The sequence below is a fragment of the Tomitella fengzijianii genome (assembly GCF_007559025.1).
In the GTDB taxonomy this organism is placed as follows: Bacteria; Actinomycetota; Actinomycetes; order Mycobacteriales; family Mycobacteriaceae; genus Tomitella; species Tomitella fengzijianii.
Window position 1 is genome coordinate 3169235 of the sequence record NZ_CP041765.1, and the last position, 14562, is coordinate 3183796.

Consider the following 14562-nt stretch of genomic DNA (forward strand, 5'->3'; position numbering starts at 1 on the left):
AACATTCCGCGCCGAATATCACCACCTGCGCAGAGTTCCCGCGTTTGCGATATTGTGATGTCCACAGTCTGCAGTGGTCGGGAGATGGGGGTCCGTGCACGATGACGGCTTCTGAGCAGGACCCTGTACCGGCCTCCGAACGGCCTCTGGAACCACCTTCCGAGCCGCCTTCTGAACGACCTTCGGAACGGCGCGGCCCACGGCCCACCTCCCCGCTCGGCTTCCTCGAATCGCTGCCCAGCGTGACGCTGCTGGACCGGCTGCACATCCCCATCGTCTCGGTGCACGACCACGGCGACATCGTCTACGCCAATCCTGCGGCGGAGGACATGCTGGGGTACGGGCGCAACTGGCTGACCAGCTGCAAATCCGGTTCCATCTTCCGCGACGTGGCGGCTACGGACACTCCCCCGCTGATGACCGAATACCTCCGCGAGCGTGCCGACACCATCATCGAGCTGGTCCACTGGGACGGCTCCACGGTGCGCGCCATCGTCAGCGGGCCCACCTTTCTGCGCAGCAGCGACCCGGTGGCGCTGGTGTCGCTGCAGAACGTCACCGAGCGCCTGTGGAATGGCGATCCCACCGTCTGACGGGGTACTGACGGCACACGCCGGTGGGCCGGCGCGCGCCGGTTAGGACGACACGCCGCGCGAGAAGGCGCGCCGAGTGACAGCCCGCGCGCGGCGACGGGCCCTGATCACAGGAGAAGCCGGCCCACGCCCCACCGCCGTGTTTTGCGGCAGCCCATATCGGCTACCCGTAATCCGTAGCATCGGAATTACGGCAGCTCGCCCGACTGCGACGAGCGACGTCCCGGACCGGCGCGCGCGACCGGCCAGGGTCGGCGGGCGAGGACTTCACGACCTTTGGGAGGACCGCCCGATGAGGAATGCGATGATCACCCGCCGCCAACGCACACAGCATGCGCACGGCCGCTACAGGCCGGCCGCAGTGGCCGCCGCCGTCCCGGTTGTGATGGGCCTTTCGGCGTGCAGCGCCGGGCAGATCACCCAGACCCAGCCGGAGTTCGGCGACGAGGTGGGCATCGGCCAGGACTCGGCCGCGCAGGGAATCACCAAGAGGATGGGCAACGACGCCATCACTCTAAGCAACGTGCAGCTGCTGCTCGCCACCGATGCCGCGCTGGACCGGCTGAACCCTTACCACCTGGTGTTCGATGCCGCCAACGCGAACCCCGCGACCGACTTCCGGTTGGAGCGGATCGAGATCGACGGCAAGCCGGTGGCCATCGGCGGCGGTTCCGCGTTGCTCTGCTCGGGAAGTTCGATTGCCACCCCCACCGCGCGCCAGATCGCGGACGCCGACACCGCCGGGGTGCCCGCGGCCGGCGTCACCGTGCAGCCGGTGAACGACACCTGCAGCGCTCCGGCGGGCACCGCGCTGGAATCCCTGTCTCGGATCCACATCGATCCGATCACCCTCCCGGGCAAGCCCCGCCCCGGCACCAGCGTCGACGCGACCTTCCAGTTCCAGGGGATGGCGCCGATGACGTTCCCCGTGCCGGTGACCGTGCCGGTGTACTGGGACCGGTCCGACGCGCGCTGATCGAAGACATCGACCGGGCGCGCCGACCGGCGGCCGTGCCGGGCCGTCGCACGCCGGGTGCCGAGGCGCCTGGCGCCGATCCCACCGCCAGAGGCACGCCGGCGATGTACATCTGATGCATGGCCAATCTCCGCGCGATCGCGTCGTCCACCGTCCCGGCACGCTTGCGCCGGAGCGTGGTCACCTCGGCGGTCAACAACAGCTCCGCATTCGGCTATTCGATCCTCATCACCGCGACGTTCGGGCTGCTCCAGAGCTCCGAGGGCAGCCCGCCGGCGGGCACGATCATGCTGTTCGCGGTCGGCGCCGTGCTGCCGTTCTCGATTCTCGAGGCGATCGCGTCGCGCGGGTTCCGCCGTTCCTCGAGGACCCAGAACGAGAAAGTCATCCTGCTCGGCACCGCGACCAACCTGATCTCCGTCGCCGCCGCGCTGGGAGCCGGCTATGGCACGGGCGTGCTGCTGCACGGGAACGTCGCGTGGCTGGTGGCGCCGTTCGTCGCCGGCCTGGTGTACATGCTGGTCGAGTCGGTGGAACTGGCGGTGGCAGAGGCGATCGAGAGCGCCGCGTTCGGCGAGGCCGACGCGGAGGGCGAGGCCGAACAGGACGGTCCGTAGCGGGGAGGACGGCGCGGCGAAGCGCCCGCCACCCGCCGACCAAGCAGCTTCTGCACGTTCGGCCGCATGGATGAGCAGTAATCGCTTGCTCGCCGGTGCGCGCCGCCGCGATGAGTCCCGCTTCCCGGCCGGGTCTGTCCAACGGGAGGCACGACCCGGTGACACGACGGAGTGGAGGCGGACATGGCCAGGTTCATATTGGTTCCCGGCGCCGGCGGGGCGGCCGAGGTGTTCTGGCGCGAGGTCGCGGCGGAGCTCGCCGCGCACGGTCACACCGCGATCCCCGTCGAGATCCCAGGGGACGATCCCGCGTTGGGGCTGCCGGAGTACGCGGCCATCGTCGACGAGGCGATCGGCGCGCAGCGGGACGTGGTGCTGGTGGCTCAGTCGCTGGGCGGCTTCACCGCTCCCATGGCCGGCGGGAACGGTTCTGTGGGCCGGATCGTGCTGCTCAACGCGATGATCCCGTTGCCGGGCGAGACCCCCGCGCAGTGGTCGGAGGCCACCGGATCGGGAGAGGCGCGCACGGCCGCGAACGCCGCCGCCGGCCGGTCCGACGATTTCGACCTGGTCGAGACCTTTCTGCACGACGTGCCGGAGCGGCTGCGCGCGGACCTGATCGCCGGGGACCGCGAGCCGGCCGCCACGCCGTTCGGGCAGCCGTGCACGTTCGACGCCTGGCCCCCGGTTCCGATCCACGTCATGGTGGGCGCCGACGACCGCCTGTTCCCCGCCGGGTTCCAGGTGCGTGTCGCCCGCGAACGCCTCAACGTCGAGGCCGACCTGGTCCCGGGCGGACACCTGGCCGCCAAGAGCCACCCGGAGGAGGTCGCCGGCCGGCTGATGGCGTACCTGCCGGTTCCGGAAGCGTGATCGGCGCTGATTCTTGCAGAGTGGCGTCGGGTCCCGCCCGCCGGAACGCACCGCGCGGCGTGTCTCGCGGCATCGCTGCCGGGTGACACGCCGCGCGGGCGCAGTGCTTGTTCCAGCTCCTCAGAGGTTGATCATCTGCCCGGAGATGCCGTGCGCGGCCTCCTTGATGACCTCGGAGAGGGTGGGGTGCGTGTGCACGTTGCGCGCGATCTCTTCCGCGGTGAGGTCCCACTTCTGCGCCAGTGTCAGCTCGGGCAGCAGCTCGGAGACGTCGGGCCCGATGAGGTGCCCGCCCAGCAGCTCGCCGTGCGTGGCGTCGGCGACGAGCTTGATGAAGCCGGTCGCGTCGCCCAGGCCGTGCGCCTTGCCGTTGGCCATGAACGGGAAGTTGACGACCTTGACGTCGTAGCCCTCGTCCTTGGCCTGCTGCTCGGTGAGCCCGAAGCTGGCCACCTGCGGCTGGCAGAACGTGGCGCGCGGCATCATGCGGTAGTCGCCCAGCGGCAGCGTCTCGTGACCGCCGATGACCTCGGCCGCCACCACGCCCATCGCCTCGGCCACGTGGGCGAGCATGAGCTTGGCGGTGACGTCGCCGATGGCGTAGACGCCCGGCACGTTGGTGCGCATGTACTCGTCGATCTCGATGGCGCCGCGGTCTGTGAGCGCCACGCCCGTGTTCTCCAGGCCGAAGCCCTCCACGTTGGGCCCGAAGCCGACGGACTGGAGGACCTTGTCGGTCACCAGCGTCTCGGTGTTGCCGGTCTTGTTGTCCTTGACCTCGACGGTGACCTGGTGCCCGCGGTCGCTGATGCTCTGCACGGCGGCGCCGGTCATGAGCTTGACGCCGAGCTTCTTGTAGGCCTTGGTGATCTCCTTGGAGACGGCCGGGTCCTCGTTGGGCAGGGCGCGGTCGAGGAACTCGACGATGGTGACGTTGACGCCGTAGTTGGCGTAGACGTAGCCGAACTCCATGCCGATGGCGCCGGCACCGACGATCACCAGCGACTCCGGCAGCTCACGCGTCATGATCTGCTTCTCGTAGGTGACGACGTTGTCGCTGAGCCGGGTGCCGGGCAGCAGCTTGGTGGCGGAGCCGGTGGCGAGGATGACGTTGTCCGCCGTGACGGTCTCGCTGCCGCCGTCCGTGAGCGCCACCTGGATGGTCTTGGCGTCGGTGAACGTGCCGCGCCCCTCGAACTCGGTGATCTTGTTCTTCTTCATCAGGAAGTGGACGCCCTTGGTGCGCCCGTCCGCCACCGTCCGGCTGCGGTCGAAGGCGGCCCCGAAGTCGAAGCTCACCTCGCCGCTGATGCCGAAGGTCTTGGCCTCCTTGTTGAACAGGTGCGCCAGCTCCGCGTTGCGGAGGAGCGCCTTGGAGGGGATGCAGCCGACGTTCAGGCACACACCACCCCAGTACTTCTCTTCGATGATGGCGGTGCTCAGCCCGAGCTGTGCCGCGCGGATCGCGGCGACATAGCCTCCGGGGCCTGCTCCGAGGACGACGACGTCAAAATGTGCAGCCACGTGAAACACCCTAGACGCTGGCAGTACGCGTGTCCTCGTGGTGTCGCGGTTACCGAAAGGTAGCCGTACCTGACAACGTGAGATGTCACTCACAACTCAATACCAATGAGTGGGACTTGTGTTGTGATTGCGCTCGCGCCGCTCTGTACTAGTGACGCCAATCACGTACGTGGTCAGTCGGGGCTGACCGCACACACGCACTCATCAAGGAGATAGACATGCCTGACGGACCTTTCTACGGCTCGATCACCGACGAGGCACTGCTCGGCAGCATCGGCGGCAAGAACGGCGGCTCCATCGCGACCCTCGGCGCACTTGCAGGGATCGCAGGCGGCGTCGCAGGCGCCATCGGACTGGCGCTCGCAATCGACGGTGCAATGAAGGCCTTCGCGCCGCATTAATCCCCGCGCGCAAGCGCGTATCGCCGCACTACCTCGCGGCGATATCACGAACCACGCTCAGCCTCACGTCTACTAGGAGTTCCCATGGATCCCATGCTCGCCGGCCAGCTCAAGGCCGTCTCCGGCATCGTCTCGGCAGCTGCCGGCATCCTCGGCGGCGCCGCCGCATCGCTCGGCCTGTTCATGCTCCTCAACAATGGAGTCGCGTCCAGCGACCCGACGGTCACGGTGCCAGGCGCGTAAATCCCCTCAACCCAGCCCCCCGGGGAAACCCCACTCCGGGCTGGCAGTCAGCGGACTTCGAGCCGCACAAGACCCCGCACCACCCCCGGTGCGGGGTCTTCGCATGTTCCCGGGCCTGAAAGTCCGGCATCCGCTCAGCCAACTGAGTGATCTCCACCACCCACACTCGCCAAAGTGAGTTAGGATTGGCTAACCTTCGCGGTGTTCGAAGTTCAGACAACGAGGAGGATCCGTGAGCACCACCCTGTCTACTGCATTCGAGACCATCAAGCAGCTCGTCAGCGTCATCGACACCGCGTCGACCCTGAGCGCAGACCTCGGCGTCACCACCCCGGACACGCAGGCACAGTAGACGGCCCCGCCTGTCGGCCGCGCACGCTCTGAAGCCCACTGCGCCTGGCACACGGCTGTGCCGTTGACCACAAATTGCGCATCTCCACAGCACCTGACCTGCATGTTCATAGTGGCATCCCAGGTTTAACCGCCCGGTAACCGGGCGTTCAGCATGCTGCACTTACCCTGACATTGCCACCGCGCCGGCACCGACGCTTCGCCGCCGGCGCACACGGCCGCGCCGCCATGATGCGGTCGGCAGTGGTGCCACCGGTGCAGCCCCCAGGGGCGGCTGCACACCACGACCAGGAGGAACCATGTTTCCCGATTTCATCGTCGACCAGATCAAGGCCGTCCAGGACGTCGTCGACGGCGCCGTCTCCGCCGGCGGCGGCATCAAGGGCTCCGTCGACCTCGCCGCCGCACTGCCGAAGGCCGTCCTGGGCTCCGCGACGCTGGCCGGCAGCCTCGGCTCCTGACCTGCCCGGCAGTCGCTTCACACTCCGCACGACCCACCCACTGATCTAGGAGACACAATGGGCAGCTTCGACACCTCCGTCGAACTCACCGGCAGCATCATGGTCGACCCGCTCGAGGACATCAGCAAGGCTCTCGGCGCCGCGCTGAACGTCGGCAAGGGCGTCTCGGGCTCGATGGACCTGGCCCTGGCGATCAACGCACTCCCCAAGGCCTTCCAGTAAGACTTCCCGCCCCGGCCACTACCGGGCTGCGGGACACGAAAAGGCGCGGCCCCGGCATCTCCAGAATGCCGGGGCCGCGCCGTCGTCCGTGGTGGACGCCCTTACTGGACCCCCATGCCCGCGGCCAGCATCGGCCAGGACTGGTGCAGGTCGTCCTGCCAGTAGCCCCACGAGTGGGTGCCGCCGACGGGGAAGTCGTAGTGGATGTTGTTCATGCCCAGCGAGTCGGTGCGCAGCTGCAGCATGTGGGTGCACGCGCTGGTGGCGGCCTCGATGGCGCCGCCGGTGATCATCTGCCCGGCCAGCTTGCCCATGTTGCCCGCGATGCGCGGGTCGTTCAGCTGGTCGTGCACGCCCGGCAGGCCGCTGCCCGAGGAGACGAAGATCGGGATGCGCGGCAGCTTGGCGGCGTTGACGTACGGGTCGTGCTTGACCCAGTCGGGGCCGCCGATGGGGCCCCACATGTTGGCCGAGTTGGCCCCGCCCGCCGCGGTCACGAGGTTGACGAAGCTGCTGCCCACCGGGTCGGACGTCATGGCGCAGCCGCTGTAGGCGCCGACGGCCGAGTACAGCTCCGGCGCCTGGATGGCCAGGTCCAGCACCGAGCTGCCCGCCATCGAAATGCCGGCCAGGCCGTTCTTGCCGCTGGCGTTGGGCAGGAAGGAGTCCATCACCGGGGGAAGCTCCTTGGTCAGGAACGTCTCCCACATGTTGATGCCGTTGTTGCCCAGGTTCTTGGCCAGCGCCGGATCAGGACGCTGCCAGTCGGTGTAGTAGCTGAACGCGCCTTCCTGCGGGATGACGACGTAGGTCTGCTTGTCCTTGAAGAACGAGTCGACGTCGCTCTGGTCGGTCCAGTTGGCCGAGTCCTCGCCGCCACCGGCGCCGTTGAGCAGGTACAGCACCGGGGTGGGGGCGTCCGTGTTCGCCGGCGAGAGCACCTTGAGCTCGATGTTGCGCTGCATCGAGGGCGAGTAGACCTCCAGCTGGTACTCCTGCGGGCCGACCTTGCTGCTGCGGTCCATGTCCACGTGGGCGGCGCCGTCGGCCGCGTTGGCGACAGCACCCCCCAGTGCGACGGGCATGACCCCCGCGATCAGCGCGGCCGCGGCCGAACCGACCACGAACCCCCTCAGACGGCTCGACTTGCTGCGACTCATGGAAAGACCTCGTTGATCGGAATTGCAATAGGCGGCTCGGGAGCCCCGTCCACGCGGCATCGACCGCGCGCGTCGCCGGTTACGAAGGAATTTCACCCTCTCCCCATGAGCACCATCGCAGGCTATCGCAGTCGTGTTACCGGGAGCACAAGTGTTGCCGAACAGTGACCACTCCAGCCTCAACCTCCGCTTCAACCACACGAGTTCCGCCCGTCGTCGGCATGCGCCCGAAGTCCGGGCGTCATGTGCACCGCGGGTCGCACAGGCCGCGGCCCGGTTCATGCCCCTGCTCGCCCGGAGAGGACTCCGCGAACAGCCCGCCGACGACGAGCGGGACGAACCGCACTACGCAGGCCTGCGGGGGTACCGGATTACCGGCGAATTGAGTTTCTCCGAGTTTGTTGGTTGTGTGTGTCCGCACAGCAATTTCAATCCGGCGCACCCGCAACCCCGGAGTCGCGTCGGCTTCACGAGAGGGAACCTTCATGGGATCCAGTGACTTCCTGCAGTCCGCCATCGGCCACGCCAGCTTCGGCAGCCTCGCCGATTGGCTCGCGGGGGCCAACGTCGGGTCGATCAACGGCGGCGGGATCAACGGGGGCTCGCTGAACATCGAGACCGTCAACTTGGGCAGCACCTTCGGGTCCTGATCGCGGCGCCGCCGCGCAGCGCAGTCTGCGCGCGGCGGACCACGAGCTTGCGACATGAATCGGCACCCCGGCTCTCGCCGGGGTGCCGATCTCCATTCCTCCGCCGCGGCGGCCCGGCGCCCGAGCGATGATTCTCGGCGCCCCGGACGGTCCACCACTTTGCGCACTATGCGCGATCCACGCGACCGTCTACACCGAGGCCACCATGACCCCCACGCTGACAAGCACGCTCCGCACCGGCAGCCCCCGGCCGCCGGGTCCCTTCGCCATCGAGGCGGTGGACCTGGTCAAGAGGTTCGGCGACTTCACCGCCGTCGACCACGTCGGCTTCACCGTGCCGCAGGGCACGGTACTGGGCTTGCTGGGGCCCAACGGCGCCGGCAAGACCACCACCGTCCGCATGATGACCACGCTGTCGCCGCCGACGAGCGGCACCGCCCGCGTCGCCGGCTACGACGTGCGCACCGAGCCGGAACTGGTGCGCCGCAACATGGGCCTGACCGGCCAGGCCGCCACCGTCGACGAGATCCTCACAGGCCGTGAGAATCTGCGCATGATCGGCGGGCTGTACGGGATCGGCCGCCGCGACCTGACGCGCCGCTCCCGGGAACTGCTCGCCCAGTTCTCCCTGGAGGAGGCCGGCGACAAGCAGGTCAAGTCGTACTCGGGCGGCATGCGACGCCGCCTGGACCTGGCGGTGTCGCTGCTGGCCGCTCCCCCGGTGCTGTTCCTCGACGAGCCCACCACCGGCCTGGACCCGCGCAGCCGTCAGGAACTGTGGGACATGCTGCGCGGCCTCGTCGACCAGGGCACCACGCTGCTGCTCACCACCCAGTACCTGGAGGAGGCGGACCAGCTGGCGGACAACATCGTCGTCATCGACAAGGGGCGGGTCATCGCCGAGGGCACCCCGGCGCAGCTCAAGGACCAGGCCGGCGCCGCCAGCCTGGTGCTCACCCTCACCGACGCCGACGACGTCCCGGCCGCCGAGGCGCTGCTCCGCGAGGCCGGCGGCGAGGTGTTCGTCGACCACACCGCGCGCAGGCTGACGAAGCCGGCAGACGGGCTCGACGACCTCACGCGCGTGGCCGAGCGGCTGGGTGCGCACAGCATCGCCGTCGACGACATCGGCCTGGCGCGGCCGAGCCTGGACGACGTATTCCTTTCCCTCACCGGCCATTCCGCCGAAGACGACACCCCACGGGAGACCTCATGACCACCGCAGCCCCGGACCGCACCACCGCCGGGCCGGTCGCCACCGCGCCGACCGGGCTGTGGCAGCAGTCGTGGATCATGGTCCGCCGCAACCTGATCCACACCAAACGCATGCCGGAGATGCTCTCCGACGTCACGATCCAGCCGGTCATGTTCGTGGTGCTGTTCGCGTTCGTGTTCGGCGCGTCGATCACCAACACCGGCGGCCCGTCCTACAAGGAGTTCCTGCTGCCCGGCATCATGGGGCAGACGATCGTGTTCACCGCGTTCATCGTCGCCACCGGCATCACGGCGGACCTGGACAAGGGCATCATCGACCGGTTCCGTTCGCTGCCGATCCGCCGCTCGTCGGTGCTCATCGGGCGCAGCATCGCGAGCCTGCTGCACTCGTCGATCGGCATCGTCGTCATGGCCCTGACCGGCCTGGCCATCGGCTGGCGCATCCGCAACTCGGCCGCCGAGGCGCTGCTGGCGTTCGCGCTGGTGCTGCTGTTCGGCTTCGGCATGATCTGGCTGGGCATCCTCATCGGCTCGTGGCTGCGCTCGGTCGAGGCCGTGAACGGGTTCATGTTCGCCACGCTGTTCCCCATCACGTTCCTGTCCAACGCGTTCGTGCCCACGGAGCCGATGCCCACCTGGCTGCGCACCATCGCCGAGTGGAACCCCGTCTCGTCGCTGGTGCAGTCGCTGCGGGTGCTGTGGGGCAACGGCCCGGCGGCGGGGCCCGACGACGCGCTGCCGCTGCAGTACCCGGTGATCACGACCCTGATCTGGACGGTGGTGCTCACGATGACGTTCGCGCCGTTCGCGCTGCGGGCCTACGCCAAGCGCACCGCGGACTGAGCGACGCGGGCCGGCCCGCACTGGCCGCGGTCAGGCCGTGACGGCCAGCTTCCGCGTCAAGAAGGCTGTCGCGTGCGCCACCGCGGCGCCGTGCCACTGCTTGCCCTCGAAGAGGTCGAAGTGGTCGCACGGGTAGTGGCGGACCTCGGCCCGCGCGGAGAAGGCCGCATTGCCGGCCGCGTGCGCCGGGGCGCTGCGGTCGAAGTCGGCGATCTGGACCAGCACCGGCGCCTTCACGTCCGCGGCGGCGGCGACGGCCTTGCGTGACCCCAGTTCCAGGCCGACGTCCGCGTGCACTTCGTTGCGCCACGTCGGCCCGGCGATGGCCAGATAGTCCTCATACGCCCCGGGCATGGTGAGCGCACCGGGCCTGCCCGGCGGGGCGACGACGGGCATCGTGACCTCGGCGCCGAATCGGCCGGCGAGCCGCCCGCGGATCCCCCGTCCCGTCGCGCGCAGCAGCTGAGCGGGGGTGTGACCGGTCATCGCGAGGCGGGCGGCGGCGAGCCCGTCCACCATGGGTACCACACCCACCACTGCGGCGATGTCCTCGCGCTCGGCGGCCACCCGCAGCACGTGACCGCCGGCCAGCGAGACGCCCCACAGCGCGATCCGGCCCGGGTCCACCCCGGGCAGCCGCGCCGCGGCATCGACGGCGGCGTGGAAGTCCGCCACCTGGTCGACCAGCCGTACCCGCTGGCGGGGCGTGCCGTCGCTCTCGCCGAACCCCCGGTAGTCGAACGCCAGGACGTCGAGCCCGGCCGCGGCGAACGCCCGGGCGAACGGCTCCAGCCCGGAGTCCTTCGTGCCGGCGAGCCCATGTCCCATCACGACGGCCGGACGCCCCGCCCCGGTGGCCAGCGCATCGCTGGTCGCCTCGAAGAACCAGGCCGAGCACCGGACGCCCGCCGAGGTGAACCGCACCGTCGCGGGCGCGGCCGGCGCCGCAGCGGGCGCGCTCGTCGCGGCTTCGTGTTCCAGGTCGAGTGTGTCCATCAGTTTCCTCCGTAGATGGAGCGCACCCACACCGAGGTGAGCGCGTCGATGTGCAGTTCCCGGGCGGGTCCGCCGCCGAGCGCGTACCTCTCGATCGCCCGGTCGTTGAGCTCGAGCAGGACCCCCGCGAGCGCGGCGGCGTCGGCCCCGCCTGGAGCCGCGCCACTGGCGCGTTCGGCGACGATCATCGCCGCCACCTCCTCGGCGAAGCCGACCCGGCCGCGGTCCCAGTCGTCGCGCACCGTGGCGCTGGTGGCCCGCGCCTCGAGGAGCGCCCGGTAGGTGTGCGGCAGCTGGTCGACCGAGTCGAAGAGCCGGCTGATCACCGTGCGGATCCGGCCGGGGGCGGGCTCGGACACGTCCAGCAGGTGGTCGGTGGCGACGGCGACCTCCTCGTACATCCCCCGCACCAGCGCGAACACGGCCATCGCCTTGTTCTCGAAGTAGAAGTAGAACGCGGACCGGGAGACGCCGGCACGCTCGGCCACCTGGCCGATCTTGATGTCCGCCAGCGACGTGCCGTCGCGGAGCATCTCGTCGAGCACCGTGAGCAGCGCGTCGCGGCTGGCGTCGCCGCGGTTGGGCCCGCGCCGGTCCAGTCGGGTCATGACGCGGTACCGGCCAGCGCGCGCCGCCTGCCCCGGGGGATCTCGCGGGTGCGCATGTCGTGTTCGTAGATGAAGTAGTCCAGCTGCTGGGTGTGCCGCGGACGCTGCACCATGTGCGCGGTGTACATCTGCTCGTCGGCGGTGATCACCCGCTCCATCTCCTCCGCATCCGGCAGCGCGTAATGGCCGGCCAGGTAGGCGGCCACCATCCGGGTCTGGCATTCGACGAACGGGAAGAGCGTCGGCGTGGACTGCGCGAACCCGACGAAGGCGAGGTCGTCGAACCCGGGCTTGAAGATGCGCTTGTAGAGCCGGATGTGGTTGTCCGGGGCGCTGATGACGTCGGGGGCGATGAACGGGAAGGTGATGTTGTAGCCGGTGGCGTAGATGATCACGTCGAAGTCCTGCGCGGTGCCGTCCTCGAAGTGCACGGTGTCGCCGTCGAGCAGCGTGACATCAGGCTTCGCGGTGAGGTCGCCCGACCCGAGCCGCAGGGGCAGCTCCACGGACTGCGTGGGGTGGGCCTCGCCGAACAGGTGGTTCGGCGTCGGCAGCCCGTAGCTCTCCGGGCGGCCCGCGATGAGCGGCTGCCCCAGCTGGGAGAGCTTGCGCTGCCACTTGAGCGGCAGGTAGGGCGTGGTCTTGTAGAGCTCGTCGGCGGGACGCCCCGCGAGGTACTTCGGCACCACCCACGCGCTGGAACGCGTGGACAGGACCACCTCGTTCTGCAGCGCCTTGGACGACAGCTCGACGGTGATGTCCGCGGCGCTGTTCCCCAGGCCGACGACGAGGATCCGTTTGCCCTCGAAGAGCATCGGCGTCTTGGGGTCGATGTAGTCGTGCGAGTGCAGCTCCGTGCCGGTGAACTCGCCGGGGAAGTCCGGCCGGCGCGGGTCCCAGTGGTGCCCGTTGGCCACCACGAGGAACTCGAACTGGCGGGTCGAACCGTCCTGGAGGTCCAGCGACCAGCCGCCGTCCGCCCGCCTGCGGGCGTCGACGACGCCGTTCTCGAACTCGATGTTGCGCTTGAGGTCGAACGCCTCGGCGTAGCGCTCCAGGTACTCCTTGATCTGCGTGTGATGCGGAAAGTCCGGGAACTCCTCCGGCATCGGGAAGTCGCGGAACGACAGCCGGTTCTTGGACGTGTCGATATGCAGCGAGCGGTATGCACTGCTGTGCCCGTTGGGATTGCCGAACGCCCAATTGCCGCCGATCCGGTCCGAGGACTCGAAGCACGTGTACGGCACGCCGTAGTCCTCGAGCATTTTCGCGGTGGTGAGGCCGCTGATGCCGGCGCCGATGATCGCCGTGACGGGTGCGCCCATGTCGCATTGCCCTTCCCAGTTGCGGTGGTGACAACCATCACATTAGGCATTAGCCTGACACGTGTCAACAACTTTCGACAGCTGTCAGGAGCATGGGATGAGCAACCCCAAGGTCACCGTCGTCATCGGTGCGGCATCCGGAATCGGTGCCGCCACCGCCGAGGTCCTGAAGGATGCGGGCCACGTCGTCGTGCGCGCCGACCTGCAGGCGGGCGACGGGGTCTCGCCGGTGGACGTCACCGATGAGGCGAGTGTGGAGGCGCTGTTCGACGCGGTGGTCGCGGAGCACGGCGCGTTCACCGGTGCGGTCAACTGCGCCGGGGTGAGCACTATGTCCCCGGTGGTCGACCACGATGCCGCCGAGTTCCGGCGCACCGTGGACGTGTGCCTCAACGGAACGTTCCTGGTGCTCAAGCACGCGGGGAAGCGGGTCGCGGACGGGGGCTCGCTGGTCTCGCTGTCCTCGCTGAACGCCCGCCAGCCCGGCGCCGGCCTGGCCGCCTACTGCTCCGCGAAGGCGGGGATCGTGATGCTCACGGAGGTCACCGCGCTGGAACTCGCGCCGCGGCGCATCCGCGTCAACGCCGTCTCCCCCGGCCTGGTGGTCACGCCGCTCACCACCCCGGCGATGCAGATCCCCGGCGTGCGCGACGACTACGTGGAGAACACACCCCTTGGCCGCAGCGGGGAACCATCCGAGATCGGGGCGGCCATCCGGTACCTGCTCTCCGACGACGCGGCGTGGGTCACCGGCGAGAACCTCGACATCAACGGGGGCGCACACCTGCTGCGCTACCCCGACCTGCCCAAGCACGTGATGGCCGCGTTCGGGTGATTCGGGCGGGGGGACGTCCGTGGCGACACCACGCCACGGTCGCCTGAGACGACGGAAGGGGCCCACCCTTGCGGGCGGGCCCCTTCCGGGCTAAAGCTCAGCTCACTTGATCAGATCAAGGCTGCCGGTGGTGAAGGCACCCACGAACTCCTGGATGACCATGCCGAACTGCTCGAAGATGTCGTTGATCGAACCCATGGTGAAGCTCCTCTAAAGTCGTCTTGCACGGACCAAGTGGGGCCGCCCGCCGGAAGCCGGCTGAGCCCGACCGCCCACTCACACGGTTCATCGCGCCCCCCGGCGGCACCGTTACACCCCGAATCCACTTGATACCGAATGAGACTCACGCCACAACATGGACGGCCGATCACAAGTCCGAGAGATCTGAAACACACCCAGGCCACCACACTGGCCACGGACAACGGAAGGGGCCCACCCTCACGGGCGGGCCCCTTCCGGGCTACAGCTCAGATCACTTGATCAGCTCGAGCAGGCCCTCGGAGATCGCGCCGACGAACTGCTGGAAGACGTCGCCGAACTGCTCGAAGATCGCGTCGATCGAACCCATGATGGAACTCCTTTAAGTCGTGTTGTAGAACCCTGCAGGACCGCCCGCCGGAAACCGGTCAGGCACCTCGGCCCTCACACTTGGATCATCGCACCCACGAC

17 protein-coding genes are annotated in these 14562 nt (G+C 68.9%); 12 read left to right on the forward strand and 5 right to left on the reverse strand.

Features of this window, described 5'->3' with window-relative positions; genetic code table 11:
• Positions 1 to 242 precede the first annotated feature (242 nt).
• The 4 genes from FO059_RS14455 to FO059_RS14470 all read left to right on the forward strand — a co-directional run bounded on the left by FO059_RS14455 (position 243) and on the right by FO059_RS14470 (position 3059).
• A complete protein-coding gene (locus tag FO059_RS14455; RefSeq protein WP_158726851.1) occupies positions 243 to 593 on the forward strand; it encodes a PAS domain S-box protein in 351 nt (116 codons plus the stop codon).
• A 292-nt stretch (positions 594 to 885) separates the two neighbouring features.
• Positions 886 to 1569 (forward strand): hypothetical protein, encoded by a 684-nt coding sequence (locus FO059_RS14460; protein ID WP_143909698.1) that lies wholly within the window; start codon positions 886 to 888, stop codon positions 1567 to 1569.
• Between the two features lie 119 nt (positions 1570 to 1688).
• Entirely contained in the window at positions 1689 to 2186 is a 498-nt protein-coding gene (locus tag FO059_RS14465) for a hypothetical protein (RefSeq protein WP_143909699.1), read from the forward strand.
• Between the two features lie 183 nt (positions 2187 to 2369).
• Positions 2370 to 3059: an alpha/beta hydrolase gene (locus FO059_RS14470; protein WP_143909700.1), complete on the forward strand. Its 690-nt coding sequence runs from the start codon at positions 2370 to 2372 to the stop codon at positions 3057 to 3059.
• A 120-nt stretch (positions 3060 to 3179) separates the two neighbouring features.
• On the opposite strand, the gene lpdA is transcribed toward FO059_RS14470, so the two are convergent.
• Positions 3180 to 4583: a dihydrolipoyl dehydrogenase gene (gene lpdA, locus FO059_RS14475; protein ID WP_143909701.1), complete on the reverse strand. Its 1404-nt coding sequence runs from the start codon at positions 4581 to 4583 to the stop codon at positions 3180 to 3182.
• A 218-nt stretch (positions 4584 to 4801) separates the two neighbouring features.
• On the opposite strand from lpdA, the gene FO059_RS14480 reads away from it, so the two are divergent.
• From FO059_RS14480 to FO059_RS18435, 4 genes are all read left to right on the forward strand, one after another.
• The gene (locus FO059_RS14480) at positions 4802 to 4984 is read left to right on the forward strand and encodes a hypothetical protein (protein WP_143909702.1); all 183 of its coding nucleotides are present in this window, start codon (positions 4802 to 4804) and stop codon (positions 4982 to 4984) included.
• 84 nt (positions 4985 to 5068) lie between these two features.
• Positions 5069 to 5227, forward strand: a complete 159-nt coding sequence (locus FO059_RS18425; protein WP_158726850.1) for a hypothetical protein — start codon at positions 5069 to 5071, stop codon at positions 5225 to 5227.
• 650 nt (positions 5228 to 5877) lie between these two features.
• Entirely contained in the window at positions 5878 to 6039 is a 162-nt protein-coding gene (locus tag FO059_RS18430; RefSeq protein ID WP_158726849.1) for a hypothetical protein, read from the forward strand.
• A gap of 57 nt (positions 6040 to 6096) precedes the next feature.
• A complete protein-coding gene (locus tag FO059_RS18435; RefSeq protein WP_158726848.1) occupies positions 6097 to 6261 on the forward strand; it encodes a hypothetical protein in 165 nt (54 codons plus the stop codon).
• A gap of 101 nt (positions 6262 to 6362) precedes the next feature.
• On the opposite strand, the gene FO059_RS14485 is transcribed toward FO059_RS18435, so the two are convergent.
• On the reverse strand, positions 6363 to 7421 hold the full coding sequence (locus FO059_RS14485) for an alpha/beta hydrolase (protein ID WP_143909703.1): 1059 nt from the start codon (positions 7419 to 7421) through the stop codon (positions 6363 to 6365).
• A 485-nt stretch (positions 7422 to 7906) separates the two neighbouring features.
• Here FO059_RS14485 and FO059_RS18440 point away from each other — a divergent pair, with 485 nt between their 5' ends.
• The 3 genes from FO059_RS18440 to FO059_RS14495 all read left to right on the forward strand — a co-directional run bounded on the left by FO059_RS18440 (position 7907) and on the right by FO059_RS14495 (position 10129).
• Positions 7907 to 8071, forward strand: a complete 165-nt coding sequence (locus FO059_RS18440; RefSeq protein WP_158726847.1) for a hypothetical protein — start codon at positions 7907 to 7909, stop codon at positions 8069 to 8071.
• Between the two features lie 205 nt (positions 8072 to 8276).
• The gene (locus FO059_RS14490) at positions 8277 to 9287 is read left to right on the forward strand and encodes an ATP-binding cassette domain-containing protein (protein WP_143909704.1); all 1011 of its coding nucleotides are present in this window, start codon (positions 8277 to 8279) and stop codon (positions 9285 to 9287) included.
• Positions 9284 to 10129, forward strand: coding sequence for an ABC transporter permease (locus tag FO059_RS14495; RefSeq protein WP_143909705.1), 846 nt, complete (start codon positions 9284 to 9286; stop codon positions 10127 to 10129). Before FO059_RS14490 ends, FO059_RS14495 begins: the two co-directional genes overlap by 4 nt.
• Before the next feature lie 30 nt (positions 10130 to 10159).
• Here the strand turns inward: FO059_RS14495 and FO059_RS14500 are convergent, their stop codons facing one another.
• From FO059_RS14500 to FO059_RS14510, 3 genes are read right to left on the reverse strand one after another with little or no spacing between them, the layout of a single operon-like run.
• On the reverse strand, positions 10160 to 11125 hold the full coding sequence (locus FO059_RS14500; RefSeq protein ID WP_143909706.1) for an alpha/beta hydrolase: 966 nt from the start codon (positions 11123 to 11125) through the stop codon (positions 10160 to 10162).
• Positions 11125 to 11733 carry a TetR/AcrR family transcriptional regulator gene (locus FO059_RS14505; protein ID WP_143909707.1) on the reverse strand — a complete coding sequence of 203 codons (609 nt, stop codon included), beginning with the start codon at positions 11731 to 11733 and terminating at the stop codon, positions 11125 to 11127. Before FO059_RS14505 ends, FO059_RS14500 begins: the two co-directional genes overlap by 1 nt.
• Positions 11730 to 13058, reverse strand: coding sequence for a flavin-containing monooxygenase (locus FO059_RS14510; RefSeq protein ID WP_143909708.1), 1329 nt, complete (start codon positions 13056 to 13058; stop codon positions 11730 to 11732). Before FO059_RS14510 ends, FO059_RS14505 begins: the two co-directional genes overlap by 4 nt.
• A 97-nt stretch (positions 13059 to 13155) precedes the next feature.
• On the opposite strand from FO059_RS14510, the gene FO059_RS14515 reads away from it, so the two are divergent.
• Complete coding sequence (locus tag FO059_RS14515; protein WP_143909709.1) at positions 13156 to 13893, forward strand: SDR family NAD(P)-dependent oxidoreductase; 738 nt, start codon at positions 13156 to 13158, stop codon at positions 13891 to 13893.
• The last annotated feature ends 669 nt before the right edge of the window (positions 13894 to 14562 follow it).

Coding starts and splice junctions, on each gene's coding strand:
- FO059_RS14460 (WP_143909698.1), top strand. CDS start 886: ATGAGGAATGCGATGATCACCCGCCGCCAACGCACACAGCATGCGCAC.
- FO059_RS14465 (WP_143909699.1), top strand. CDS start 1,689: ATGGCCAATCTCCGCGCGATCGCGTCGTCCACCGTCCCGGCACGCTTG.
- FO059_RS14470 (WP_143909700.1), top strand. CDS start 2,370: ATGGCCAGGTTCATATTGGTTCCCGGCGCCGGCGGGGCGGCCGAGGTG.
- FO059_RS14480 (WP_143909702.1), top strand. CDS start 4,802: ATGCCTGACGGACCTTTCTACGGCTCGATCACCGACGAGGCACTGCTC.
- FO059_RS18425 (WP_158726850.1), top strand. CDS start 5,069: ATGGATCCCATGCTCGCCGGCCAGCTCAAGGCCGTCTCCGGCATCGTC.
- FO059_RS18430 (WP_158726849.1), top strand. CDS start 5,878: ATGTTTCCCGATTTCATCGTCGACCAGATCAAGGCCGTCCAGGACGTC.
- FO059_RS18435 (WP_158726848.1), top strand. CDS start 6,097: ATGGGCAGCTTCGACACCTCCGTCGAACTCACCGGCAGCATCATGGTC.
- FO059_RS14485 (WP_143909703.1), bottom strand. CDS start 7,421: ATGAGTCGCAGCAAGTCGAGCCGTCTGAGGGGGTTCGTGGTCGGTTCG.
- FO059_RS18440 (WP_158726847.1), top strand. CDS start 7,907: ATGGGATCCAGTGACTTCCTGCAGTCCGCCATCGGCCACGCCAGCTTC.
- FO059_RS14490 (WP_143909704.1), top strand. CDS start 8,277: ATGACCCCCACGCTGACAAGCACGCTCCGCACCGGCAGCCCCCGGCCG.
- FO059_RS14495 (WP_143909705.1), top strand. CDS start 9,284: ATGACCACCGCAGCCCCGGACCGCACCACCGCCGGGCCGGTCGCCACC.
- FO059_RS14500 (WP_143909706.1), bottom strand. CDS start 11,125: ATGGACACACTCGACCTGGAACACGAAGCCGCGACGAGCGCGCCCGCT.
- FO059_RS14505 (WP_143909707.1), bottom strand. CDS start 11,733: ATGACCCGACTGGACCGGCGCGGGCCCAACCGCGGCGACGCCAGCCGC.
- FO059_RS14510 (WP_143909708.1), bottom strand. CDS start 13,058: ATGGGCGCACCCGTCACGGCGATCATCGGCGCCGGCATCAGCGGCCTC.
- FO059_RS14515 (WP_143909709.1), top strand. CDS start 13,156: ATGAGCAACCCCAAGGTCACCGTCGTCATCGGTGCGGCATCCGGAATC.